The sequence below is a fragment of the Prauserella aidingensis genome (genome assembly GCF_024171865.1).
GTDB classification, from domain to species: domain Bacteria; phylum Actinomycetota; class Actinomycetes; order Mycobacteriales; family Pseudonocardiaceae; genus Prauserella; species Prauserella aidingensis.
Genome location: NZ_JAMTCN010000014.1, coordinates 23,850 through 47,717 on the forward strand (window position 1 = coordinate 23,850; position 23,868 = coordinate 47,717).

Consider the following 23,868-nt stretch of genomic DNA (forward strand, 5'->3'; position numbering starts at 1 on the left):
GCGCACCGCCTCAGCGCAGCGTGAACTGCCGGCCGATCAGCCCGTCGCGGGCCCGGCGCTCGGCGGCGTCCAGCGGGGTGTCGTCGAACGAGGCGGACGCCTCCGTCAGGCGAGCACCGAGCGCCTGCGCCGCGTCGGCCCACTCGCGCGCGTGCGCCTCCGGGTCCAGGTCCCACACCGGAACCAGCAGCCCGTGGGCGCGGAACGAGCCCGCGAACTTCGTGTCGTCGCCGAGCGTGAGCGTGCCCGCCGCGGACAGTCGCGCAAGCGCTTGCATCAGGCGGTTCTCCTCGGCGGGCCACACCCACCGCAGGTGCGCCTTCTCCCCTGCCAGCACCCAGTAGGCGCCCGACGCGAGCCGTTCGGTCGGCATGATGGCCTCGTTGGCGCGCTGCAGCGACATCGCGACCTCGCCCGTCGGCTCCTCGCCCTCGGGCAGCCACCACGAGAAGTCCTGGTGGACCTGGACGTCGAGGTCGGCGGACGGGTCGAGCAGGTCCTGCAATCGCTCACCGGGCCGGGACGGGCTGCGTGTGTCGGCGACCGACAGCACCTCGCCGGGCTGCGCGGACAGCGCCCACGACAACGCCCGGCCCAGGTCACGGCTGATGTCCCCGGAACGGGTCTGCACCTGCAGTCCGACGAAGACCTCGCCGTCGGCGCGCACGAACGCCGCCGCGGCCATGGGCAGCACCGACGCGATCGTCACCGTGCGGTCGCCGTGCTCGCCCGCCAGCGGCAGGGTCGCGGTCGCGGACGGCACGAACTCGCGCATCGCGATGAGCTCCGGCTCGGCCGTCAGGCCCTCGAACGGCCGCCCGACGAATACGTCGCGGACCTTCTCCTTGCGCTCCTTCTTCCGCGCGGCCTTGCCCACTGCGCTCGCCTCCCGGTCGTGGTTCGCCTGGCGGAAAACGCTACTCGACCGGCGATTCGGTTACTGTCGGCGGGTGTTCGATCCCGCAGATCCCGCTTTCCTCGCCGATCCGTACCCCGAGTTCGCCCGGTTGCGCAGCTCAGGAGGCGTGCACCACCACGACGGCCTCGGGCTGGCGGTCGCGGTGTCCCACGAGGCCGCCTCCGCGGTGCTGCGGCACCGGTCGCTCGGCCGCATCTGGTCCGACGCCACGCCACTGGAGCAGTTCGCCTCGTTCAACATGCTCCACCGCAACTCGCTGTTGGAGAACGAACCGCCCGCGCACACCCGGTTGCGCAAGCTGGTGTCGCGCGCGTTCGCGCGGGGGCACGTGGAGCGGCTGCGGCCGACCGTGCAGGCGCTGGCCGGGCGCATGGTCGACACGCTGGCCACGGCGATCGAGGCCGACGGCGAGGCCGACCTGCTGGAACATCTGGCGCAGCCGCTGCCGGTCGCGGTGATCGCCGAGCTGCTGGGCGTGCCCGAGGATGCGGGACCGCAGCTGGTCGAGTGGAGCAACGCGATCGTCAAGATGTACGAGTACGGCCTGCCCGCCGACAGGCGTGCCGAGGCCGAACGCGGCGCCGAGGCGTTCGCGGGCTATCTGCGCGGCCTGGTCGACGAGCGGGCCGACGAACCGGGCGACGACCTGCTGAGTCACCTCGCGGTCGGCGAGCTGACCGGTGACGAGGCGGTTGCGACCGCGGTGCTGCTGTTGATGGCGGGCCACGAGGCCACGGTCAACGTCATCGGCAACGGGGTGCGCGCGCTGCTCACCCACCGCGACCAGTGGGACCTGCTGGTCGCCGACCCGGACCTGGCGCCGACGGCGACCGAGGAGCTGATCCGGTTCGACTCCCCGTTGCAGCTGTTCGAGCGCACGGCGACCGCCGACGTGGAGATCGCGGGTGTCGCCGTCCCCGAGGGCGCGAAGATCGCCGCGCTGCTCGGGGCCGCCGCGCGGGATCCGGAGGTGTTCGACGCACCGGACACGCTCGACATCACGCGGGAGAAGAACCCGCACCTGGGTTTCGGCGGCGGTATCCACTACTGCCTCGGCGCCCCGCTGGCGCGGATCGAGATCGCCGCGGCGCTGGAGGCGCTCGTGACGCGGCTGCCCGGCCTGCGGTTCGCCGGGGAGCCGCAACGCAGGGAGGAGTTCGTCATCCGCGGCCTGCGCGACTTCCCCGTCACGACCGAGTGAGGAACGCCGGCAAGTTTCGTCGATCGTCGGCCACGACCGGCGACGACACCGGCTGCTGAGACTGGTGCGCCTGCCCGGCCGGGAGGGCGGGGGGTCACCGGCCGGGCAGGCGAGATCAGTCGATGCCGAGCCACACGTGCCAGCACGCACTGCAGTCGAACAACGCCGGGTGCGGGCGGCGCCAGCGACGCCGCGGCACGGTGACCTGTCGACCGCACAGCATCTCGACAAGGACGCCGAGGGACGGCTCGCCGGCGGCGCCGCCGATATGGCGCACGCCTGCCACGACCGGGCGCCAGCCGGGCACGGTGTCGAGATCGGGGACGTCCGGGTCGGCCGCGGCCGGTGTCGGCTCGTCGACTTCGCGGCTCACGTCGGCACCCCTGCGGCCTGCTGCGCGTCGATCACCACGCGCGCCGGGGTAGCACCGCCTTCGAGTTCGGCGGCGCGCCGGTACAGCTCCGCAGCCATCCCGCCGAGCCGCTCGGCCAGCTCGCGCACGTCGCCCGCGGCCAGCTCGCCACCGTCCTGACGTGTCATCAACTCGACCACGGCCTCGCCGAGGCCCGCATTGACCTGTCCGAGCCGGCTGAGCAGGTCGCGGTCGCGGGCGATCACTCGTCGTCCTCATGCTCGTGGTCGTGCTCGTCGAGACGTTCGTGCTCGTCGCGCCGGCCGTCCGCCGGTGTGCCATCCGTTCGGACTGCGGCGTAGGGCAGCTGACATGCCCCGCTGATCCACCCCATGACGCCCTCCCTGTCGTGGCCTCCTGTGTTGTCTCGCCATAGTGACGGCTACCTGGTGAGCAATTCAAGAAATTTTAGAAATTTCAGCACCTCGATACCCGCATGGGCGGACATAGACACGTACTGTGACCATCTCGAGGTGGCGATTTCATGCGCCAGAGGGTTACTCTGTGCTCGAGTTTCGAAGACGATGTCAATGACATGCTCACTGACCACAGCGAGACCCACATGAAGGTCCGGTTCCTCGGCACCAGCTCGGACGAGGGCAACTGTCCGACCGTCTACGAGACCAACCGGGACACGTTCCTCGTACAGGGCAACATCGTCACCGACCCGGAGGCCCTCGACGAACTGCGTCGGCACAACAACGGCATCCCGGATTGGGAGACCGTCGTCGAGATCCCGAAGGAACTCGTGCGCCACTTCCCACAGGAGGCCCGCCAGGTATGAACCCGATGGACGAGTTGAACGAGCTGTTCCGCACCTTCCGCCACAGCTCGTGGCGATGGGAATGTCAAGGAAAGTACGCAGTCGACGAGGCCAGACTGCAACGGTGGCGTGACGGCCTCCCACCCGACCTCGATGCCAAGGAACCCTGGCTGGACTTCATCCGTGGGGTCGTGTCCGAGGGCAAGACTTGGCAGCGGGTGCGGATGCTCACCGAGCCGCTGACCGAGTATCTGCGGTGGATGCTGGAGAACACGCAGCCGAACGTCGACGCAGGCGAAGATATCCGCTGGGTCCAACAATCCACCGCCCAGCAGCTCGCCATGCCCGGCTACGACTTCTACCTGTTCGACGACCGCCTCGTCGCGATCATGCACTTCGACGACAACAAGCTGTTGACACGGGTCGAGACCAGCGACGACGAGGATGTCGTCGCCGAGCACCGTGCCTACCGCGATAAGGTCTGGCCGCACGCACGCCCGCACTCCGCCGAATTCACAGGGACCCGTTGACCGACACCAGTCCGCGCCGACTCGCGCTCGGCGACACGTTGCGCCTCCTGCGCGGGTCGGCAGGTCTGTCCGGAAAACAGCTGGCCGAACAGCTCGGGTGGCAGGCGTCGAAGATCAGCAAGATCGAGAACGCGCGCCAGTCGGTGACCGACACCGACCTCGTCGACCTCGGGCTCGCGCTCGATCTGGATGACGCACAGGTCGAGGAGCTACGCAACGAGCTGCGCGCCATCCGCATCGAAGAGGCTCGATGGTCCCAACAACTACGGGTCGGACATCGCCAGCTGCAGCAGAACGTCGCCCAGGCCGACCACGCCGCCAGCCACATCAGCGTCTTCTCGCTGGCTCTGGTGCCAGGTCTCCTGCAAACCGCGGAGTATGCGCGTCACGTATTCGCGTCACTCGCCGAGCTGCACGACTCGCCACGGGACACCGACGCGGCCGTGCGCGCCCGCATGGACAGGCAGCAAGTTCTCTACGACGACTCGAAGCAGATCGAACTACTCATGGCCGAGTCGGTCTTGCGCCACCCAGCCGCCCCCACAACTGTGATGCTCGGCCAGATCGACCGCTTGATCACCGTGCAGGGACTGCCGTCACTGCGGTTCGGCATCATCCCGTTTGACAGCCCGCTTCCAGCGGCCGTCGCGCACAACTTCGTCATGAAGGACGACACCGTTACGGTCGAGCTGATCAACACCGAGTTCACCACCCAGGACGCCGACGATGTGGCACTGTACCGCCGCTACTTCGACCAGCTGTGGGGTGTCGCTGCCGAAGGCGAGGCGGCCCGCGCGATCCTCACCCGGGTCGCGTCCGAGCTCCCGTCCGGGTGACCGCGCACTCCCGGAGTCGTCAGCGGGTGGCGGTCTCGGGGCGACGCCGTCGGTCCGGTTCAGGGGCACCGGCGACCTTGACGACCTGACGCAGCGCGAGCACGTCGGCGTCGACCGGGGACAGCAGCCGCGTGATCCGCCGGACGAGCACGACGCTCACGAGCGCCAGTCCTGCGGCACAGGCGTGGGTCAGCGCGCTGAGCACGACGCCGTCGGCGTCGGCCTGCACCCCGTCCCGCAGCCGCCACACGACAGTGAGCACGGCGAGCACGACGTTGGCGCACCACGTCGCCCACCAGCCGAGCACCAGCCCGGACGGCCGCGGCCGCTCGTCGGCGGGCCTGCGCAGCGCGGCGTGTTCCAGCTCGGCCACGATCGGCCCGGCGAGCAGCACGTTCGCTCCCGGGACGAGCACGCCGACCAGCACCTGCCACGCAGGACGCGGCACGTCCTGGCCCGCATCGGCCGCGGCCACGGACCGAGCGACCAGCAGCCACCACAGCGCCACCCCGACGGCCAGCAGCGCGATGATCGGCGTCATCAGCGCGAACGCGAGCACGAACGCGTCCGATGCGCCGACGACCTCCGGCGTCAACGCCGACGTGCGGCTCTGCAACAGGAGCACGTACCGCCAGCCCTCGGCGAGCGCCGCGAGCCCCGCCAGCACGGCGAGCGCGATCAGCAGTGTGACGGCGTTCCTGCTCGTCGACCGGAGCCGCTGCCGCGGTTCCATGCCGCCGGACGACGTTCCGGGAACGGCCGTCGAGTGGCGCCACACGAGGTTCGGGAAGCCCCACCTGGGCGGGGACGGATATCGCGGCGGCCCCGCGTACGGCCTGCGTCGGGGCCGCGGGCGTGGCCGGGCCTCGCCCGGTGGGACGGTCGCGACCCACCGCACGCTCGGCCTCGGCTGCTGCCCGCCCGGCTGCCGGTGCGGGTACCTCCCCGGATGCATCGCGGCTACAGCACCTCGGGTTCCGCCGCGTCGTGATCGGTCTCCAGCGCGCGGCCCTCGGTCTGCCAGGACTTCATGCCACCCGCCACGTTGACGGCGTCGACCAGTCCCGCCGCGTTGAGCCACGCCGTCGCCTGCGCGGACCGGCCGCCGGTGCGGCAGATGACGTACACCGGCCGGTCGTCGGGCAGTTCGGCCAGCCTGTCGGTGCTGGCGGGCAGGTCGCCCAACGGGATGTGCACCGCGCCGGGCGCGTGTCCCGCGGCCCATTCGTCGGCCTCACGGACGTCGAGCAGCACCGCACCGTCGGCGGGCAGGTCGGACACACGTGTCGTCGGGATCTCGGCTGGGTTCACCACGGGCCCATCGTCGCACGAACAGCGTGACCACCGCGTAGGAGCGAGATCCGGGCCACGCGTGCCCCCCGGGGGGGACCCTGGTCGCACTCAACGCAACCAGAGTGCCCTTGGGGGCGGGTACCTACTTGCGGTGGCGGCCCTGGGAGGTGCGGGTGTGTTCCTCGGCGCGGCCGAACCGCTGCACGGCGCGGTCCCGCATGAAACCCAGCGGGTCGGGTGCGTGGAGCCGCAGCATGACGGCGCCGACGTCCTCGGGAACCCGGCTCGCGGTGGCGATGCTGACGAGGACGGTCAGCCCGAACGCCACCGGGACGGTGACGAGCGCGGGGCGTTCCACCAGCCACGGCGCCCACCCGCCGGTGTGGGCGGACACGGCGTTGAGCACCACGGCCAGCAGGACGAGCCCGCCTCCGGTGCACATGCCGACCAACGCACCGAGCCACGTGAGCCGCCGCCACCAGACACCGAGCACGAGCAGCGGCGCGAACGTCGACGCGCCCAACGCGAACGACATGCCGACGCTCAGGGCCAGGTCGTCGATCGGCAGGGTCACGGCCAGCAGCACGGCGATACCGGCGACCCCGACACTCGCCACCCGGTAGTCCCGTACCTTGCCGGCGAGCAGGTCGGTGGCGATGACACCGGACATGCTGGACACGAGGCCGGACGCGGTCGAGAGGAACGCCGCGAACGCCCCTGCCGCGAGCAACGCCGCAAGCATCTGCCCCGCCACGCCCGTCAGCATCGCCGTCGGCAGCGCGATCACGGCGGCGTCCGTTTCGCCGGTGATCAGCAGCTCGGGCACGAACATCCGCGACAGCATCCCGAGTATCACGGGGAACAGGTAGAACAGCCCGAGCAGCAACAGCACCTGCACGGTGGTGCGCCGCGCGGCCTTGCCGTCCGGGTTGGTGTAGAAGCGGGACAGCACGTGGGGCAGACCCATCGTGCCGAGTAGCAGCGCCAGCAGCAGCGAGTACGTCGACAGCAGCCCGGTCAGGTCGGTGCTCGGCAGGAGCCAGTCGAGGTTGGCCGCCGTCGCCCTGTCGACCGTCGGCACGGCGGCTCCCTCGGGGAACGTCAGCGTGGAACCCGCGTCGACGGCGTGTTCGGCGCCGGACCGCCACGTGGTCCACCCCGCACCGCCGGAGCCGTCGTCGACGCGCACCCGGGTCGCGGTGTCGACACCGAGGGTCACGTCCGTGTCGACCGTGACGGTGGTGCGCGCGGTGAACTCGGGCGGCGCGGGTTCACCGAGGCTGCCCGCCGATCCCGGGGCGCCCGCCCCGCCGGTGACGAACACCGCGCACAACACGAACGTCGGTGCGGCGATCGCGAAGAGCTTGAACCAGTACTGGAACGCCTGCAGCAGCGTGATGGCGCGCATGCCGCCGCCCATGACGTTGTAGGCGATCACCACCGTGACCAGGATCGACCCGACCCACGCCGGCGTCGGCATGATCATCGTCAGCGAGAGCCCCGCGCCCTGCAGCTGCGGCAGCAGGTAGAGCACGCCGATGAACACCACGAACCACGTCGACGCGGTGCGCAGCGCAGGCGAGGACAGCCGCGCCTCCATGAAGTCGGGCAGCGTGTAGGCGCCCGACCGGCGCAGCGGCCCGGCGACGAACAGCATCAGGGCGAGGAAGCCGCCCGTGAACCCGATCGGGAACCACAGCGCGTCGGCGCCCTCCTTGAGCACCAGCCCGGCGATGCCGAGGAACGAGGCCGCGGAGATGTACTCGCCCGCGATGGCGGCGGCGTTGCGCCGTGAGCGCACGGTGCGGCGGGCGACGAGGAAGTCGTGGGTGCTGCGCGCGAACCGCGACGTGCGGTGACCGAGGTAGAAGGTCACCACCACGACCAGCGCGACGCTGACCAGGGCCCACGGGTTCACCTGCACGCACGCCTTCCTCGCGGAGTTTCCCGGCGGCTCGCTCTCAGTTCTCGATCATGTTCACGAAGTCCCGCTCGCGCCGCTCGGCCAGCCGGTTGTACCACAGTCCGACGCCGAACATGAGCGGGAACGGCGCCACCGCGAGCAGCAGCCACGGCAGCGGAATGCCCGCCAGACGCAGTTCGACGGCGGCGGGGACGGCGTAGAACACCGCCGGGAGGGCACACAGCACCACCAGCACCAGCAGGCCGAGCAGCACGGCGGTCCGCAGTTGCACCTTGACCAGGTCCTTGATGAGCAGTTCGCCCCAGCTGGTCTGCTGCTCGAGTTCGACGCGGGCGCGCAGGCTCGTCGACGACCGGCTCGGCTCGGCCAGCACGACGCGCTGCCTGCGGATTCGCGGCTGCCGGGGTTCCGAGGCGCGGGGTTCGGGGGAACGCTGGTCCGAGGTGCGGGAGGTCGAGTGCGACGTCACCGAGTGCGACGGCGCAGCGTGGGAAGGCGCCGCGTGCGAGGGTCCTGACCTCGGAGGACGCGGTTCGCGCGGCTGCTGCACGAACGGTTCGGGTGTGAGCGGCTTCGCGGGCTTGCCGAGCGTCGGATCCGGCTCGCGGATGCCGCCCGGCCTGCCTTCCGGGTCCGGTGGGTCGGTCGGGTCCCCCACGACCCGTCACCCTGCTCGCGAGGAGCCGACCAGTTTGTCCTTGAGCGCGCGGGTGTGTCTGCGGGAGACGGGCAGCACCTTCTCCTCGTCGCCCAGCACGACCTGGTAGCCGCCCTGGGCCATGCGCAGTTCCGTGATCAGCGGCAGCGCGACGAGGTACGACCGGTGGATCCGCACGAATCCGGCACCTCCCCAGCGTTCCTCGAGCTGGGCCAGCGGGATGCGCACCAGGTGGCTGCCCTCGGTGGTGTACAGCCGCGCGTAGTCGCCCTGCGCCTCGACCCACCGCACCGACGAGCGGGGGATGAGCTTGGTCGTGCCGCCCAGTTCGACGGGGATGACCTCCTCGTCTCCCACGGTGCCGTCGTCGGCGACCGGTTCCGCGGCCGCACCGGCGACGGCACTGCGCACCGGCTGCGTGTCGAGCTTGTCGAGCACGCGGCCGATGGCCTTGTCGATGCGTTCCTGTCTGGCCGGTTTCAGCACGTAGTCGACCGCGCCCAGGTCGAACGCGTCGACGGCCTCGCTCGCGTAGCCGGTGACGAACACCAGCACCGGCGCCGGGTTCAGCGATGCGAACACCCGCGACATCTCCATACCGGACAACCCGGGCATGTTGATGTCGGCGAACACCGCGTCGACGGGCGGGAGGCCGGCGTCCTTGCGCCGGTTGATGTCCTCGTCCTCGGATCCGAGCAGCCGCAGCGCCTCGGACGCGTCGACGGCCGGTATCACCCGGCCGACCACGTCGTTCGACTCGAGACAGTGCCGGAGCTGGTCAAGGCCGGGTAGCTCATCGTCAACCGCCAGGACGAGGAGCTTTCGGTTGTCATCACGAGCACTCACAGTGAGCGTTATCCTGCCGTGAGTACAGTGCGACTGTCTACACCGCTCCGGGCGAAACTCTGTGTCATAGGCCGAAACGTGACCATGCGGCGCGGTGCTCCAGTGCGGTCAGGACCGCGGCGGCGGGGGCGCCCAGCCCGAGCCGTGCGGCCAGCGACTTCTTCGGCTCGGCCACCACGAGCTCGGCGTCGGGGTAACGCTCCGACACCACATCGCGCAGGTTGCCGACCCGGTCGACGAGGCCGAGCTCCGCGGCACGCCGGCCGAGCCACACGTCGCCGGTGAACAGGTCCTTCTCCGCCGAGAGCTTGCTTCCGCGGCGCTCCCTGACCCAGTCGGCGAACAGCCCGTGCAGGTCCTCGTGCACGCCCTTGAGCCACTCGACGTCCTCGTCCTTCTCCGGGCTGAACGGGTCGAGCCTCGCCTTGTTCTGCCCCGCGGTGTGCAGGCGGCGTTCGATGCCGAGCCGGTCGATGAGCCCCGTGAACCCGAACCCGCCGCTGATCACACCGATCGAACCGACCTGGGACGTGCGGTGCGCGACGATCTCGTCCCCCGCGCACGCGAGCCAGTAGCCGCCGGACGCGGCGATGTCCTCGCAGAACGCGATGACCGGCACGTTCTTCTCGTCGGCCAGCTGCCGGATGCGCTCGGCGATCAGCCCCGACTGGGTGGGCGCGCCACCGGGCGAGTTGATCTGCAGCGCGACCGCCTTGAGGTTCTCGTGACCGAACGCCCTGGTCAGGGCCGATTCGACGGTCGAGAGGTTCAGCACGCCCCTGCCGACCGGTGAGGCGTGCTGCGTGATGATGCCGTGGAGTTTCACCACGGCGACGACGTCTTTGTCCCTGCGCTCGATCCGGTCCCCTACGACGGGAATCCGGCCCGCCAGCCCGCTCTTCGCCATGCCCCCACCGTAGCGACGATCACCGCGTCGGGCGGCGTCGAAATCGCCCGTTCCGGTTCTCAGGTGGACCGGGGTGTGGACGTCGGGTCGGGCTCCTCGTCGTCCCGGCGTTCCCGATCCGCGGACTTGCCGTTGCGCGCGGCTACCTGGGCTGCGCGCGCGGCCTGCTTCGCCTCCGACGCCTGACGCGCGACCGGCCTGCGCGAGGGCTGCGACGACGTCTGCCGTGTGCCCTGTCCCGGGGCGGGATCCTCCTGGGGAGGTGCGGCGGGTGGCTGCTGCGTCGACGGACGTTGCTGCGACCCCGGAGAGCTCGCCCCGTGCGCCGGTGTCATCCCGGGGTGGGTCGAACCGCGCCTGCCCGGTGCTGAGCCGGGCTGTGCCGGTGCCGACCCCGGCTGCCCCGGTGCCGGTCCTGCCGGTCCGGATGCGGGGCCCCCTCGTCCCGGGCCGGGCTGTCCGGGACCGTGCTGTCCCGGACCGTGCTGCGGGGCGGGCCGCTGCGTGGGCGGCGTCGAAGGCGACGGCGCCGGGACAGGAGACTGTGGCGGGGCCGGAGGAGGTGTCGCGACCGGAGGAGGTGTCGGGGCACCGGAGGTTCCGTCGGAACCGGCCGGCGCGGTGCCGGCCGTCGACCCGGTCGACGGCGAACCGGCCGGCGCTGCGGCGGGAACCGCACCGGCGGGCTCGGCACCCGAGCCCGCACCCGAGCCCGAGCCCGACCCCGCGCTCGACGCCGCGAGCGAACCGTCGGCCGTCTCGGCCGGAAGGGCCGCCTGGTCGTCCTCCGACGTGTCCTCGGCCGCGAACGTCAGCATGTCCGGCCGCACGCCGCGGACGAACTTCGGCACCCGCATCGTCACCTTCATGCCCGCACCGGGAGCGGTCTCGACGATCAACGAGTAGCGGTTGCCGAACACCTGACTCATCCGGCGGTTGATGCCGGTCAGGCCGATGTGCGCACTGGAACGCGAGTCGCGCATGCCGTCGAGCTGCTTCGGGTCCATGCCGACGCCGTCGTCCTCGACGCTGATCTCGGCCTCGGTTCCGTAGTCCTGCGCGGTCACCGTGACCGTGCCGCCGCCCGGTTTGTTCGCGATGCCGTGTTTGACGGCGTTCTCCACGAGCGGCTGGATGAGCAGGAACGGCACGACGACGGACTGCACCTCGGGCGCGATCTTCAGCCGCACGCCGAGTCTGCCGCCGTAGCGTGCGCTCTCGATGGTCAGGTAGCGGTCGATGTTGCGCAGCTCGTCCGACAGCGTCGTGAACGTGCCCTCCGCGCGGAAGCAGTAGCGCGTGAAGTCGGCGAAGTCCTGCAGCAGTTCGCGCGCCTCTTCCGGGTCGGTGCGGATGAGCGAGGAGATCGTGTTCAACGCGTTGTAGACGAAATGCGGCGAGATCTGCGCCCGCAGCGCCTTGATCTCGGCCTGGTGCAGCTGGTGCTTGGTGTCCTCCAGCCGCGCCGCCTCGAGCTGGGTGCCGACGAACCGTGCGACGGCGTCGGCCATCTGCACGATGCGTTTGCCTTTGGTCTTGCCGACGACGATCAGTACCGCGTCGGTCTCGCCCTCGACGATGAGCGGCACGAGCACGGCGGTGCGCATCTTGCAGGTGCCACGGTGGTTGCAGGGCATCTTGTCGTGCGAGACGACCTCGCGGCGGTGCTTGCGGATGCAGGTGCCGATGGTGTCGACCAGGTCGACGTAGTGGTCGTTGGCCTCACCGTCCCAGGCCAGCAGCGTGCCCTCGCCGTCGGTGATGCCCACGGCGACGCTCTTCAGCAGTTTCAGCAGTCTGCTCGTCATCTTCTCCGCCGCGGCCTGGTCGAGACCTTCACGGAGTTCGAGCGGCGCCTTCGCCATGACGTACACGGCCTCGAGCACGGCGTCGTCGATCGCGCTCGTCGGTTTGCGCCGCTTCAGCAGCACGATCACGAGCGTGATCACGAGCAGCGCAATGATCGCCCCCAGGGCGATCGGCACGGTCAGCTGCTCGGACACGGCGTCAATGCTGGAGGGTCACCGTCGCGGTGGCAAGGCCCGCAGGAGTACTTCGCGTATCCGATTCGACACTCCGCGTCATGGGCCACGTGGGCGACTCCCTCACTCGACGAGCCGTGACAACCGCCGATCGGCGCGTGGTTTCCCTCCGGTCCGGCACGTCGCGCAGTACTGGACCGCCCTGTCAGCCCTGCGAAATCCTGGTCTCCACCCCGGTCGCGACAGCTGCCGCGTACTGGCATTCCTGCGAACCGCCGTCGAAGAGCACCCTGACCACTTCCTCGGGGTTCATCTCCATGACCACTTGGCACCCGAGGTCCTGACTGCTCATGTCGAGTTCCACGGCCGCACGACCGTGGATGTTGCCGAGCTGCAGACCGTAACTCCGGGCCACGTTCCGAACGGTGTCGCGGGAGAATTCGATGGCGACCTGCGCACCGGTGGAACTCTCCGAGCTCCAGCAGGCGCCGTTCTTCGTCTCGGGATCCGAGAATTCGCCCCCGCGTTCCAACACCTCCATCGGCATCAACGAACAAGGGTCGACGTCGGTGGAATCATCGACGTCCCGCAGATCCCCGGAACTCGTGACATCCGTGGTCGGGGGCGAACTCGCCTCGCCGGGCGCCGTGTCTGCCTCGGCGCTGTCTTCCTCGGCGCTGTCTTCCTCGGCCCCGCTGTCGCTGGTCGCGGGTGGGGCGCCGCCAGTGTGCTGCGGCATCGCCGTTCCCACCACCTGGTCCCCACAGCCCGCGAGCAGCACAACCGCAGCGGCGGAACACACCACCAGGAACCCCACACGACGTCGCTGCCGTCCGAGCACTCTCGCTCCACCCCTTGTCGTCGACGCACAACAACTTCTCACTTGACGAGCCGTGACAACCGCCGGTCGGCGAGTGGTTTCCCTCCGGTCTGGCACGTCGCGCAGTACTGGAACGCCTTGTCGGCGAAGGACACCTCACGCACCGTGTCGCCGCACACCGGGCACGGCAGGCCCGTGCGCCCGTGTACGCGCAGCCCCGACCGCTTCTCGCCCTTCAGCCGTGCGGCGTCCTGGCCGACCGATCGCTCCACGGCGGCCGTCAGCACGCCGTGGAGGGCGTCGAACAGCGCGTCCAGCTCCTCGGACGTCAACCTGGCCGGTGTCGCGTACGGCGACAGCCGCGCGGTGTGCAGGATCTCGTCGGAGTAGGCGTTGCCGATGCCCGCGACGGTCTTCTGGTCGGTGAGGACGGTCTTGATCCGGCGGGTCTCACCGGTGAGCAGCGTTTCGAGCCGGTCGCGGTCCAGGTCGAGCGCGTCGGGACCGAGCGCGGCGATGCTGGGCACCTCGGCGGGATCGGTGACGATCCAGACGGCGAGTCCCTTCTTCGTGCCCGCCTCGGTGAGGTCGAACCCCACGTGGCGGGGCGCGGCGCCGGAGTCGGCGGCCGCGTCGTCGGCGGACAGGTGGGTCCGCAGTGCGAGCGGGTTCTTCCTGCCCGGGGCGGGCGGCTTCGCGGGCAGGTCGTCGGACCAGCGCAGCCAGCCCGCGCGGGCCAGGTGGACGATCAGGTGGAGGTCACCGCACTCGACGTCGAGGTGCTTGCCGTGCCGCCCGACGCCGGTGATCTCGCGGCCGCGCAACTCCGTGTACGCGGGCGTGACGGTCTTGAGCACGCTCAGCGACACGACGTCGATCCGGGTCACCGCGCGGCCGACCGCGTGCTCGCGCAGATGGTGCGCGAGCGCTTCGACCTCGGGTAACTCGGGCACGGCGGCTACTCCACGGGATGCAGCGGACCCTCGAAGTCCGGCAGATCGTGCTGGGCGATCGACTTGGCGATCCGCTTCACCTCGCCGTTGATGTTGAACACGCCGCTGACCGTGCCGACCCAGCGTTCGGACGGGTGGTCACCGGCCGGGTCGCCGTCGGTCTCGGCCACGACCGTCCACGGCCTGCGCAGCACCCACCGCAGCGGGAAGAACAGCGCGACCAGCAACAGCCCGTACGGCACGAACTCGGGGATGACGAGCCGGTCCGGCATCGACAGCACCAGCGCACCCGCCAACGCCAACGCCACGCCGGCCATCATGATCCCCGGCGTGTAGTTCGCTGCGGCGTCGTGCTCGAAGTCGTCGGCGGTCGCGGGCTGCCGCCACTCCATGTGCGCCCGGATGACCCATTCCCGGCCGTCGTTTCCCCGGACCAGCCGGTTCATCACGTTCCTCCGCAGCCCGCCGGTGTCCCTGTCGGTGGTGTCCCTGTCGGTGACAGAAGCACGTACCTCACCGTTCCTGTCTGTACCAGACGTTACCGGGAGTGTCACTCTCCGCGGAAGTAGGCGCCGGCCGGTTTCCGGCCTTGGTGGTCCGGTCCGGCCTTCGGAAACGGGTGGTCGCGGCCGTCGGCACGCTCGCCACCGTCGGCACGCTCGTCACCGTCGGCACGCTCGTCACCGTCGAGACGTGGCGCGGGCTCAGGGGCCGGTTTCCCGGCTTCGTCACCCGGCTCGGAGGCACCGCGGTCCGGCTCCGGGGCACTGCGGACCCCGGGGCGTTCGACCGGCGGTTCGACGTCGTGCTCGCCGTCACGTCGGGTGTCCGCGGCTTTGTCGGCCCAGGCCTGCGCGAGGCGGTTCGCCACCTCCGCCCTGTCCTTCGCGGGCGCCCTGTTCAGTCCCGGCGCCCTGTTCAGTCCCGGAGCCGGTCCCGCGGCCTTCTCCGGGACCGGGGCGCCGCTGTGCCGCCCGTCGCCGCCGGTGCCACCGTCGCCGCCCGCGCCGACGCCGGAGCGCGCCGTGCCTCCCGCCCGGTCGGACCGGACGTTCACCCCGGCACCCCCGGGCGAGTCCGCGGCTCCCCCGTCGGCTCCCGACCGGGGCTGCGCTGCACGAGGCTGTCCCGCACGGGGCTGGTCTACGCGGGGCTGGGCTGCTCGGGGCTGGGGTGGGTTCTCGGCACGGGGAGCGTTCCGAGACTGTTCCGCCCGGGCGGACTTGCCGCGCTCGGACCCGGGCACGGAGTAATCGGTGTCGGCCATCGGGCCGCGTTCGGCACGGTCACCGGACGCGCCGTCCCGCGCTTCGTCGTCCGAGACCGCGCTGTTCGGGCCGCCGCTGTTCTGCACGCCGTCGTTCGGCGTGCCGTCGTCGGCCACAGCGCCGTCGGCGGGGCCGCCCGGCTCGTCGCGCACGCGGACGTCACGTTCGGCCTTGCGGTCGACCTCGGGGCCGACCGGTGGCGGCTCGACGAGTCGCAGGTCGCCGCGCGGCCCGCCGTGCAGACCGATCGCCTGCCGGCCCTCGTCGTCGGACAGGCCCGCGACGCCCGCCACGCCCGCGGCACCGACCGCGACCGTCGACGCGACCGCGAGCCCGACCTTCACGTGCCCGCCCAGGGCAGCCAGACCACCCGCCGTGCCGGACACGGAACCGGCCGCCGACCCGGCGGCACCGGCCGTGGACCCGGCGACCTCCGACACGGCGGCGGCGCCCGAGGCGGCACCGCCCCAGTTCGCGACCACGCCGGCCGCGGGCACGAGCAGCACCAGCACGCCGGCGTGCGACCGCAGCGAGGAGCAGACGTCACGCAGCTCGTCGTGGGTCGCCCGGCACGACGAGCACGCCGACAGGTGCGCCTTGACCTTGCGCGCCTCCGCGCCCGTGACGCTGCCCGCGGTGTAGCCACCGAGCTTCTCGACGATCGTGCGGCAGCCGTTGGAGCTGCGCCCGGTCGCGAGATGTGCCTGCAGGTACGCGGCGCGCAGGCCGATCCGGGCGCGCCGGGCGAGCGCCGCCGTCGCGTTGGGGCTGAGGCCGAACTCGGGCGCCACGTTCGCGGGCTGCACCCCTTCGACCTCGGTCTGCCACAGCACGGTGCGCCACCGCTCGGGCAGGCTCGAGAACGCGCGCGTGATCAGTGACGCCTCGGCGGTCGAACTCTGCGTATCGGCGCCTGCGCCGACCCGGGTCGTCAGTTCGTCGTCGCTGACCGGGACGTCGCGGCGCGCGGCCTGCCACTCCCACGTGACGCGGCGCGCGACGGTCAACAGGTACGCGCGGACGTTGTCCCTCGGCCCGTTGCCACGGCGGACCGCCTGCAACACGCGGAAGAACGTCTCCGCGGTGATGTCCTCCGCCTCGGACCCGTCCCGCGCGATCCCGCGGGCGAGCCGTCGAACGGAGGCCACGTGGAGCTCGAAGAGCTCGCCGAACGCGTCGTCCTCCCCCGAACGCAGCCGTTCGAGCAACATCGCCTCGTCGGTCGCGGACACCGTGCGGTCCATTCAGCCAGCCACCCCCTAAGGCCTGCCGGGACCCCCTCGTCACGTGCAGGCACCAGTTGAATGTTGAACACGATACGGAGAGTGGAGCGGTTACGTCACCCCTCTGCCAGACCCCTGACGCCAACGTGTAAACTTCTGAGCCGTAACCGGGAAGGCACGCCGGACCGGACAACTGCAAATGTGGATCCATATATGCGGATCCGTACATGCGGACCCACACATGCGGACGTAGCGCAGCTGGTAGCGCATCACCTTGCCAAGGTGAGGGTCGCGGGTTCGAGTCCCGTCGTCCGCTCCGAAGAAGAGCCCCCGTGCATCGCACGGGGGCTCTTTCTGTGTCCGCGGTTTTCTCGTGTCCGCCCGCAACGACCATGCGACGAGCGGCGCCCACGGCATGAGAAGAGGCCCCGTGCATCGCACGGGGCCTCTTCTGTTGTTCCCCCTGGTTCCCCCTCTGCTCCCCCTCGCCCTGGTTTCCCGTGGCCCGATTCCCCCTCGAAACCGGGCCACGGGTCAGCGGACCGACCGGCGCCGCACTCTGCGTCGGGATTGCGCCGCGGGTGCCGCTGTGACCATGTGTCCACCATGCCGCGGCGGCGGGCGTCCGGGCTTCAGGGAAACCCCGCGATCGGGGCGAGTGAAACTACTCAGGTTTCGCGCGGCCGGCTCCGAGACGAGGCGAGAACGGACGCGTCACTGTTCGCGCCAGGCGAGCGGCGGCAGCGTGAGTGCGGCGTCGGCGACCCGGCGCGCGGTGGTCGTGGTCAGGCTCCGCAGGGCGCTGTCGATCCACTCGGCCACGCCCGCGACACCGACGTCGCGGTACTCGACGGCTTGGAGCAGCATCTCGAGCTTGTCGGCGTCGCGGGCGCAGCGTGCTTCGGGGCTCGCCGCGGTCTCGTACTCGTCGACGGCGTGGCGCACGCTGTCGCGGGACGCCTCCGGCAGGGCGGACGTCTGGCCGGCGGTGATCCGGCGCGGGTCGGGCTTGTCGACGTACGGTTTCGCCGAGTGGGGCAGGTCCCCGGTGCGGGTCTCCTGGGTGTCGTGCCACAACGCGAGGTAGGCGGCACGGTCCGGGTTCGCACCCTCCTCCGCGGCGAGCAGGCCCGCGAGCTGGGCGACCCGCATGGTGTGCTCGGCGACGGACTCCGGGTCGCGGACTCCCGCCTGCCACCAGCCGGCCCGCCGGATGCGCTTGAGCACGCCGAGTTCGTACCCGAACGCCGCGATCCGATCACCGGTCATGGTCCGCGGAACCTCCCTGCCGTCGTCCGCGCCGAGACTAGCGAAAGCCGGGCGCCCTCGCGGTCGACGCGCCCACGAGGGGATCGGCAAACCGGAAGCCTTGAAACACGGCTTTCAGGGGTACTGGTCGCGGCGCATCACCGACGAACACCGCCTCGTGTACAAGATCGTCGACGACGAGATCCGCATCGCGGCCTGCCGCTACCACTACGGCAGATGACCGGCCTGGCGCGATTCCTGCAGCCGTCCAGCTGCGGCGGAGGTGCGTGCGACCCTCCAGAAGCCCGTAGCCCCAGCTCGGGCAGAAAAAGACCCGGCCCCTCGAAACCGAGAGAACCGGGTGGTATGCGCCCATCGTACAGTCACCGGACCACTTGTCACCACCCCACTGGCTTGGACACGCCGGCCACGGGATCAGGCAGTTGATGCGCGAAGAACTCCTCTGCTCGCAGACGTCGCCACCAATGCCTGCCTGCTCCGATATCCGGCTCGCCCATCAGGTCCCTCACTGTCGGGTTCGCGCTCGAATTCACGGTGGCCACGGGAACGTGCTGCCGAGCGAGCTGGAGCGGGTAGTGCAGGTCGGAGTCGTTGGAAATCACCATCGCGGCATCCACCCGCGCAGTCAGGACATCAACCAACAACGCACTGGCAACATTCACATCCGAGCCCTTCTCCTCGAAAGTACTCACCGTGACCAGCAGTTCGTCACCGCCCTGGGGACCTGCTACCTGCTCGACCGGCAACCACTCCGGAATTCGATCCGCCCCCGGCGAGGGCAAACGCCGTGGTGGGCGTCCACGACTGGGCCTTTCTGTCACGACACCGGTCTTCGTCCGCGGAGCGTACTTGCCGTACAGCACCTCCAACTGCGGAGTGTGGCCGGCGAGCGCGGCGATATACGCCTGCTGATCAGCCTGGGAAGTGGAATCGCCTTCCCGATCCCGCAACGCCGTGCAGTACACGAGCCGCTCCAAACAAGCCCCCGGCCACGCATGCGGCTTGATCAGTGACATCGGCATCGCGGCCAGGTCAAGCCACCGCCACCCCACCGCACCGCGGCCACACCGCGAGCGGGCTCCGTAATAGACGTTGAACGCGTCCACATAGACACCGATCCGCATCGACTCGCCAGCCGAATCGCTCATCGTGGAACCTTAACGACCACGCCCGACACATCACCCGACACAGGCCCCGCGGGACGATCACTCAGCGGGTGACCGGTTCGCGCAGCAACGCGACGGTCGACGCGGCGGCAGCGGCCAGCCACACGAGCGGCCCCGACAGACCTCCCATCGGGTCGACGTGTCCCGGGACGACCATGACCGGGATGAAGATCGCGTCGACGACCCCGAGCACCAGCAGGTTCAGCCAGTAACCGCGCCTGCTGTTCGTCCGGTTCATCGTGACCGCGACCGCGACGGCCTGACAGCCGAGCACGACGGCACACGCGAAGAACATCGCGCTCTCGGCGACGGCCTCATCGGCAGGAGCGAGGAGATCGGCACCCGCCAGCATCGCCACCCCGAGGCCGACGTGGAGCACACCCCACAGCACATAGAGCCCTGCGGCGACGAGCGACCAGCGAACTTCCTTCACGCCATGAATATTACACGGCGTGTAGTATTTTCCCATGTTCCACGACACCGCCACGTCGGCGATCCTGGATGCGCTTCGCGTCCTCCACGCCTCACACGACGCGCTGCTCGAACGGGTCGCCGAGCGGTACGGAATCGGCCGCAACGATCTGCGCTGCCTGGAGATCCTCGAACGCGAAGGGCCGATGCGTCCGCAGCAGCTGGCCGAGCGGAGCAGGCTCAGTCCGGCGGCCATCACCAAGGTCGCCGACCGGCTCGTCCGCTCGGGGTTCGCGGCCCGGCGAACCGACGAGGCGGACCGTCGCGGCTACGTACTGGGCGCCTCGCCCGGCCACGCACGGCTGCGCACCTCCACCTGGGACGCTGTGCGCGAGGAGTCGACGGCGGTACTCGCCGAGCTCTCCCCCGACGAAGCCGCAGCGGTGGTCCGCATCGCGACGGCGTTGACGGACGTCAACCTCCGCCACACGGAACGGCTCCTCGACGTGACACCCGACGACACGACGGGCGGCCACGTGAAGGCCCGCAAAGCCCAGCTCACCGATGAGGCAGCGCCTGCGCTCACCTTCGACCCCTACGACGTGGTGCTGCCCGACGAGCGGGACCGCTGGGTGGCCGGGGTCGAAGGCCCCACCGGGGAGGTCCGGTTCGGCCACCTCACGCACGACGGCGGACTGCAGGTCAGCACCCTGCCGCGGACACTGCTGACCACGACCGACCGGTCGTTGGACTGGGAGGTCGTCGCCCCGCTGATGGACCTGATCGAATCGCCGGAGCTGGCCGACGACCGTGACGTTGCGGGCCGCCGGGTCGCCGCCCACCTGACGGAACGGTTCGCCGACCGCGCGAACTGGCCACGCCTGTCGTGGACGGTGTCGGACACGCCGGTCACCGCGGCGGTGCTGCACTTCGGCGGAGCGTGGCTGGCGATCACCGACGAGCTCCCGGACGCGTATCTCGCCGTGGTGGGCACGGGCGCCAATCCGGACGGGCTGCGGTTCACGACCACCCGCGGCGAGCGCTACGGCGTTGACTTCACGGCGCCGATCCTGGTCGGGCAGATGAACCACCTGCACCGCAACGTGCTTCCGGAAGCCCGCGAGACACACCCGGACCTGGTGCCGTTCCTCGGAAACGACGCCTGACCCGCGGCACGTCCGACCCGCGGCACGGCTGACCCGCGTCACGTTCCGGTCGACGGTCGTTTCGGGCGGTAGACGCGGCCGAAGCTGCGCGGGCTGTCGTCGTAGCTGTCGACGAGTTCCCAGTCGACCCTGCGACCACCGGCGACGTCGAAGATCCGCACACCGTCACCGAGGAACACGGGTGCCACGAAGACCTGCATCTCGTCGATGAGGTCGTGCTCCAGCGCCTGCCTGGCGATGTCGGCGCTGATGATCTGGATGTCGTCCTCCCCCGCGATCTCCCGCGCCCGGCGGACCGCTTCGACCACGTCGCAGTTCATGGCGGTGACGTTCGGGTCGTCGGCGAGTTCCTCCGGACGGTGCGTCAGGACGAACTCGGTGCCGGACCACGCGCCGCCGTAGGGCTCGGATGTGAGCTCGTCCCGTTCGCCGCGCTGGGCCTGTGCGGCGTCGTAGCCGTCGCGGCCGGAGATGATCACACCGACCTCGCCGGCCATGCGTTCGATCGTGCCGTCGGCGAGCGGTTCCGCGGCCGACATCCAGCTCATGTCGTGTCCGGGGCCCGCGATGAACCCGTCGATCGAACACGTGAATCCCCAGGCGACCTTGCCCACATCAGCTCCCGAAGCCCACATCAGCTCCCGAAGCCCATGACAGTGGTTCACACGATCTCGGAAGCTAGCACCGCTCCCCGACAATCCGGGTGCACCCGCAGTCCGGACTGCGACACGCGAGCGCACCACCGGACGACCACCACGGAACCACCGGCCGGTCTCATCCTGGTCCCGCCGCCTGTCGTGTCCGGCGAGGAAGGATGCCCGTTGAACGCTCACGCGCGCTACACGCGATTCGTCAACGCACGGCTCATCAAGGAACGTGCGCAGGCCGTGGGGGTGTCGGTCGTCGGGGTCGGCATGATCGTCCTCGGGATCATCGCACTGGGCGACGACGACGTCACGTGCGGCGGGCAGACCATGGAGCAGGGCGAGGTCTGCGAGTCGACCAGGAACGGCGAGACGACCGCCGAACGCGGCTACGGGGCCCAGGCCGAGGAGAACACCCTCACCGGCTGGCTGCTCGCCGGCGGCGGCGCGGCGATGGTCGTCGGCGGCGGATTCTGGACGGCGGCAGCGTTCACCAGGAAGAAGCGCATCACCGCCGACGAGGCCGCCGCCGGTCTCACACCTGCGACCGTGGTGGCGGCTCGCCGCTCGGCCGGACCGCACACCGCCCTGGCGCAATCCACACCCGCGCCGGCACCACCCCACCTGCCACCACCCCACCTGCCACCGCCGCAAGGGCCACCGATGCAGGGGCCGGGACCGCACGCACCCCGGCACGCAGCGCACCCGAACGCAGTGCACCCGAACGCACCGCACCCGCAGGCACCGCAGCAGACTCCGCCGCACCGGTCCGGACCTTCGCAGTCACCTCAGGGGTTCGCGGGCCGGTACCCGCCGGACGACGGCCGCACCACGAACGGCATGCAGCAGCCCGGCGGACCGCAGCACCCGCTCCGCTGAGCAACCGATTCGCGCTCCCGGCACGTCCCCGTCCGCGCGCACTCCGTCACCCTGCCGGCACCGGGCGTCACAACCTCCGCGGCCGACCGTTCCGGCGGTCGACTCCGGCGTGAGGGCCTGTACTGTGCGGAACCCGTGAATGCCGGGTACCGCGGAACATTCGACCGCGCGGGTCGTTGACCGCACATGCTGCGGATGACGGTCGAGCCGACGGCCCTGGTGGTGATCGCGGGACTGCCGGGGTCGGGCAAGAGCACGTTGTTGCGCAGCGTCGAATCGGACACACCGTTCGTCGTGCTCGATTCGGACACGACTCGCGACCGGTTCGCGGCCGGGCTGCCCGCGGCCCTGCCCTACGTCTGCTACCGGCCCGTGGTGCACCTGGTGCATCGACTGCTCGTCAGCATCGTCGTCCTGCGTGACCGGGGCACGGTCGTGGTGCACGACCCGGCGACGGGCGTGCCGACGCGCGCGTGGCTGGTCCTGCTCGGCGTGCTGAGCAGGCGGCCGCGGCACTTCCTGTGGGTCGAATGCCCGCCCGACGTAGCGGCCGAGGGCCAGCGTGCGCGGGGCCGCGTGCTGCGGAAGGGCTCGTTCGCCCGGCACCTGCGGCGCCTGCCGAGGGTCCACGCCGCACTGCGCACCGGCCCGCGCGGCTGGCACACCACCACCGTCGTCGACCGCGACGCCGTGGCCGAGGGCCTGCAGCTGCGTTCACACCGCGGAACGTCCTAGCTCACGCCCGCCCGCTCCCGTCGCGTTCTCGAAGCCGTCGGGTGCGACCCCGACTGGGCTACACCACCGACCCACTCCCGAGACCAGCCGACCGGTCTGTCGCGCTCCCCCGCAGCGCGACAGCCGCTGATCCGCATGAGGATCGACTTCCGCCCATTCAGCAGGGGCTACAGGATTCGACCCAGATCCCTCGCGTGCTGCTGGACGACGGGACGGACTCGGTCGCGGAGGTCGTTCGCTGTGGTTCGTGACCTCGACGCACTCACCGACATGGTCGCGACAATCAGTCCAGACGCGTCGCGCACCGGAACGGCGACCGACAGCAGCCCAGGCTCCAGTTCCTCGTCTCCCAGCGCATAGCCGTCGTCCTTCGCAGTCTCCATGCGCTGCCGGATTTCGTCTGCGGTGACTGGGGTACGCGGTGCGCGCTTCGGGTACGGGGCTGCGTTCAGGTAGGCGTTCAGCTCGTCCTCGTCGAGGGAGCCGAGGAAGACCTGACCCGTCGACGACGCATACAGCGGCAAGCGCGCACCGATCCGAACTCCTGTGTGCAGGAGATGTCGGCCCTCGCTGCGCGCGACGAAGAGCGAACTGTCGCCGTCGCGCACCGCAAGCGACGTGGACTCGTCGACGATGTCCCGGACGGCCTCTAGGTGCGGCTGAGCCAACCGGGGCAGATCGGCGGTGTCGATATACGTCGCGCCGATTCGGAGCACACGCGGCGTGGGGGCATAGAACTTGCCGTCGAACGTCGTGTAACCCACTTCGGTGAGCGTGTTCAGGCAGCGCAGGGCGGTGGCGCGGCTCAACCCGGCCGCGCGCGCGGCCTCGCTCACGGTGAGCTTCCGCGCCTCACCGTTGAACGCCTCCAGCACGGCGAGCCCTTTCGCGAGCCCGGTCATGGTCTCCCCAGCCATACGCGCAAGCGTACTTCGTCGCTCACCACGTCCCGAGCGGCGCACGACACGCTAGTAGCGGAGGAACTCCAGCGCAGCCGGGGGAGAACTGCGGCGCTCGCGGGAAAACGGCGTCACGGCGGGAGCACGGGTTAGGGGCACCTTCC

Annotated in this window: 26 protein-coding genes, 1 tRNA gene and 2 pseudogenes; 9 read left to right on the forward strand and 20 right to left on the reverse strand. The window is 70.5% G+C overall.

The window, feature by feature from the left end; all coding sequences use genetic code 11:
* Positions 1–10: 10 nt before the first annotated feature.
* Positions 11–877 (reverse strand): DUF5926 family protein, encoded by an 867-nt coding sequence (locus LY13_RS15165; protein ID WP_253829081.1) that lies wholly within the window; start codon positions 875–877, stop codon positions 11–13.
* 73 nt (positions 878–950) lie between these two features.
* On the opposite strand from LY13_RS15165, the gene LY13_RS15170 reads away from it, so the two are divergent.
* The gene (locus LY13_RS15170) at positions 951–2,120 is read left to right on the forward strand and encodes a cytochrome P450 (protein WP_253829083.1); all 1,170 of its coding nucleotides are present in this window, start codon (positions 951–953) and stop codon (positions 2,118–2,120) included.
* 115 nt (positions 2,121–2,235) lie between these two features.
* Here the strand turns inward: LY13_RS15170 and LY13_RS15175 are convergent, their stop codons facing one another.
* From LY13_RS15175 to LY13_RS25685, 3 genes are read right to left on the reverse strand one after another with little or no spacing between them, the layout of a single operon-like run.
* The gene (locus tag LY13_RS15175; RefSeq protein WP_253829084.1) at positions 2,236–2,493 is read right to left on the reverse strand and encodes a hypothetical protein; all 258 of its coding nucleotides are present in this window, start codon (positions 2,491–2,493) and stop codon (positions 2,236–2,238) included.
* Positions 2,490–2,738, reverse strand: coding sequence for a hypothetical protein (locus LY13_RS15180; RefSeq protein WP_253829085.1), 249 nt, complete (start codon positions 2,736–2,738; stop codon positions 2,490–2,492). Before LY13_RS15180 ends, LY13_RS15175 begins: the two co-directional genes overlap by 4 nt.
* Positions 2,735–2,866 carry a hypothetical protein gene (locus LY13_RS25685; protein WP_301299017.1) on the reverse strand — a complete coding sequence of 44 codons (132 nt, stop codon included), beginning with the start codon at positions 2,864–2,866 and terminating at the stop codon, positions 2,735–2,737. Before LY13_RS25685 ends, LY13_RS15180 begins: the two co-directional genes overlap by 4 nt.
* Positions 2,867–3,067: 201 nt before the next feature.
* Here LY13_RS25685 and LY13_RS15185 point away from each other — a divergent pair, with 201 nt between their 5' ends.
* From LY13_RS15185 to LY13_RS15195, 3 genes are read left to right on the forward strand one after another with little or no spacing between them, the layout of a single operon-like run.
* A complete protein-coding gene (locus LY13_RS15185; protein ID WP_253829086.1) occupies positions 3,068–3,316 on the forward strand; it encodes a hypothetical protein in 249 nt (82 codons plus the stop codon).
* A gap of 5 nt (positions 3,317–3,321) precedes the next feature.
* Entirely contained in the window at positions 3,322–3,825 is a 504-nt protein-coding gene (locus tag LY13_RS15190; RefSeq protein WP_253829087.1) for a DUF6879 family protein, read from the forward strand.
* Entirely contained in the window at positions 3,822–4,661 is an 840-nt protein-coding gene (locus LY13_RS15195) for a helix-turn-helix domain-containing protein (RefSeq protein WP_253829088.1), read from the forward strand. The genes LY13_RS15190 and LY13_RS15195 overlap by 4 nt, the downstream gene beginning before the upstream one ends.
* 19 nt (positions 4,662–4,680) lie before the next feature.
* Here the strand turns inward: LY13_RS15195 and LY13_RS15200 are convergent, their stop codons facing one another.
* The 11 genes and pseudogenes from LY13_RS15200 to LY13_RS26270 form a co-directional block, all read right to left on the reverse strand.
* On the reverse strand, positions 4,681–5,394 hold the full coding sequence (locus tag LY13_RS15200) for a DUF4328 domain-containing protein (protein WP_253829089.1): 714 nt from the start codon (positions 5,392–5,394) through the stop codon (positions 4,681–4,683).
* 227 nt (positions 5,395–5,621) lie between these two features.
* A complete protein-coding gene (locus LY13_RS15205; RefSeq protein WP_253829090.1) occupies positions 5,622–5,975 on the reverse strand; it encodes a rhodanese-like domain-containing protein in 354 nt (117 codons plus the stop codon).
* A 121-nt stretch (positions 5,976–6,096) separates the two neighbouring features.
* Positions 6,097–7,878, reverse strand: a complete 1,782-nt coding sequence (locus LY13_RS15210) for a sodium/solute symporter (RefSeq protein ID WP_253829091.1) — start codon at positions 7,876–7,878, stop codon at positions 6,097–6,099.
* Between the two features lie 37 nt (positions 7,879–7,915).
* Positions 7,916–8,536 carry a hypothetical protein gene (locus LY13_RS25990; RefSeq protein ID WP_253829092.1) on the reverse strand — a complete coding sequence of 207 codons (621 nt, stop codon included), beginning with the start codon at positions 8,534–8,536 and terminating at the stop codon, positions 7,916–7,918.
* Positions 8,537–8,542: 6 nt separating this feature from the next.
* Positions 8,543–9,394 carry a LytR/AlgR family response regulator transcription factor gene (locus tag LY13_RS15220; RefSeq protein ID WP_253829190.1) on the reverse strand — a complete coding sequence of 284 codons (852 nt, stop codon included), beginning with the start codon at positions 9,392–9,394 and terminating at the stop codon, positions 8,543–8,545.
* 52 nt (positions 9,395–9,446) lie between these two features.
* On the reverse strand, positions 9,447–10,289 hold the full coding sequence (locus LY13_RS15225) for a S49 family peptidase (RefSeq protein ID WP_253829093.1): 843 nt from the start codon (positions 10,287–10,289) through the stop codon (positions 9,447–9,449).
* 761 nt (positions 10,290–11,050) lie between these two features.
* Positions 11,051–12,301 (reverse strand): annotated as a pseudogene (locus LY13_RS15230) (sensor histidine kinase); the annotation flags it as partial.
* 175 nt (positions 12,302–12,476) lie between these two features.
* Entirely contained in the window at positions 12,477–13,010 is a 534-nt protein-coding gene (locus LY13_RS15235) for a DUF3558 domain-containing protein (RefSeq protein ID WP_253829095.1), read from the reverse strand.
* A gap of 140 nt (positions 13,011–13,150) precedes the next feature.
* On the reverse strand, positions 13,151–14,044 hold the full coding sequence (locus LY13_RS15240; protein ID WP_253829096.1) for an Fpg/Nei family DNA glycosylase: 894 nt from the start codon (positions 14,042–14,044) through the stop codon (positions 13,151–13,153).
* 5 nt (positions 14,045–14,049) lie between these two features.
* Positions 14,050–14,490, reverse strand: a complete 441-nt coding sequence (locus LY13_RS15245) for a DUF983 domain-containing protein (RefSeq protein WP_253829098.1) — start codon at positions 14,488–14,490, stop codon at positions 14,050–14,052.
* Positions 14,491–15,341: 851 nt separating this feature from the next.
* Positions 15,342–16,556, reverse strand: a pseudogene (locus tag LY13_RS26270) (sigma-70 family RNA polymerase sigma factor); the annotation flags it as partial.
* Between the two features lie 222 nt (positions 16,557–16,778).
* On the opposite strand from LY13_RS26270, the gene LY13_RS15255 reads away from it, so the two are divergent.
* Positions 16,779–16,851: transfer RNA gene (locus LY13_RS15255), tRNA-Gly, on the forward strand.
* 398 nt (positions 16,852–17,249) lie between these two features.
* Here LY13_RS15255 and LY13_RS15260 read toward each other — a convergent pair.
* The gene (locus LY13_RS15260) at positions 17,250–17,804 is read right to left on the reverse strand and encodes an HD domain-containing protein (protein WP_253829101.1); all 555 of its coding nucleotides are present in this window, start codon (positions 17,802–17,804) and stop codon (positions 17,250–17,252) included.
* Here LY13_RS15260 and LY13_RS26200 point away from each other — a divergent pair.
* Positions 17,803–18,024 (forward strand): Txe/YoeB family addiction module toxin, encoded by a 222-nt coding sequence (locus LY13_RS26200; protein WP_301299022.1) that lies wholly within the window; start codon positions 17,803–17,805, stop codon positions 18,022–18,024. The two genes, LY13_RS15260 and LY13_RS26200, sit on opposite strands and share 2 nt — an antisense overlap.
* 157 nt (positions 18,025–18,181) lie before the next feature.
* Here the strand turns inward: LY13_RS26200 and LY13_RS15270 are convergent, their stop codons facing one another.
* Positions 18,182–18,952: a PIN domain-containing protein gene (locus tag LY13_RS15270; RefSeq protein ID WP_253829103.1), complete on the reverse strand. Its 771-nt coding sequence runs from the start codon at positions 18,950–18,952 to the stop codon at positions 18,182–18,184.
* Between the two features lie 61 nt (positions 18,953–19,013).
* Positions 19,014–19,403 carry a hypothetical protein gene (locus LY13_RS15275; protein WP_253829104.1) on the reverse strand — a complete coding sequence of 130 codons (390 nt, stop codon included), beginning with the start codon at positions 19,401–19,403 and terminating at the stop codon, positions 19,014–19,016.
* A 34-nt stretch (positions 19,404–19,437) separates the two neighbouring features.
* Between LY13_RS15275 and LY13_RS15280 the strand changes: the two genes are divergently transcribed.
* Positions 19,438–20,547, forward strand: a complete 1,110-nt coding sequence (locus LY13_RS15280) for a MarR family winged helix-turn-helix transcriptional regulator (RefSeq protein WP_253829106.1) — start codon at positions 19,438–19,440, stop codon at positions 20,545–20,547.
* A gap of 38 nt (positions 20,548–20,585) precedes the next feature.
* On the opposite strand, the gene LY13_RS15285 is transcribed toward LY13_RS15280, so the two are convergent.
* Positions 20,586–21,161, reverse strand: coding sequence for a dihydrofolate reductase family protein (locus LY13_RS15285; RefSeq protein WP_253829108.1), 576 nt, complete (start codon positions 21,159–21,161; stop codon positions 20,586–20,588).
* Positions 21,162–21,368: 207 nt separating this feature from the next.
* Here LY13_RS15285 and LY13_RS15290 point away from each other — a divergent pair, with 207 nt between their 5' ends.
* Positions 21,369–22,070, forward strand: coding sequence for a hypothetical protein (locus LY13_RS15290; protein WP_253829109.1), 702 nt, complete (start codon positions 21,369–21,371; stop codon positions 22,068–22,070).
* Positions 22,071–22,265: 195 nt separating this feature from the next.
* The gene (locus LY13_RS15295; RefSeq protein ID WP_253829111.1) at positions 22,266–22,805 is read left to right on the forward strand and encodes a P-loop nucleotide/nucleoside kinase family protein; all 540 of its coding nucleotides are present in this window, start codon (positions 22,266–22,268) and stop codon (positions 22,803–22,805) included.
* A 167-nt stretch (positions 22,806–22,972) separates the two neighbouring features.
* Here the strand turns inward: LY13_RS15295 and LY13_RS15300 are convergent, their stop codons facing one another.
* Positions 22,973–23,722, reverse strand: coding sequence for an IclR family transcriptional regulator domain-containing protein (locus LY13_RS15300; protein WP_253829112.1), 750 nt, complete (start codon positions 23,720–23,722; stop codon positions 22,973–22,975).
* Positions 23,723–23,868: the final 146 nt, after the last annotated feature.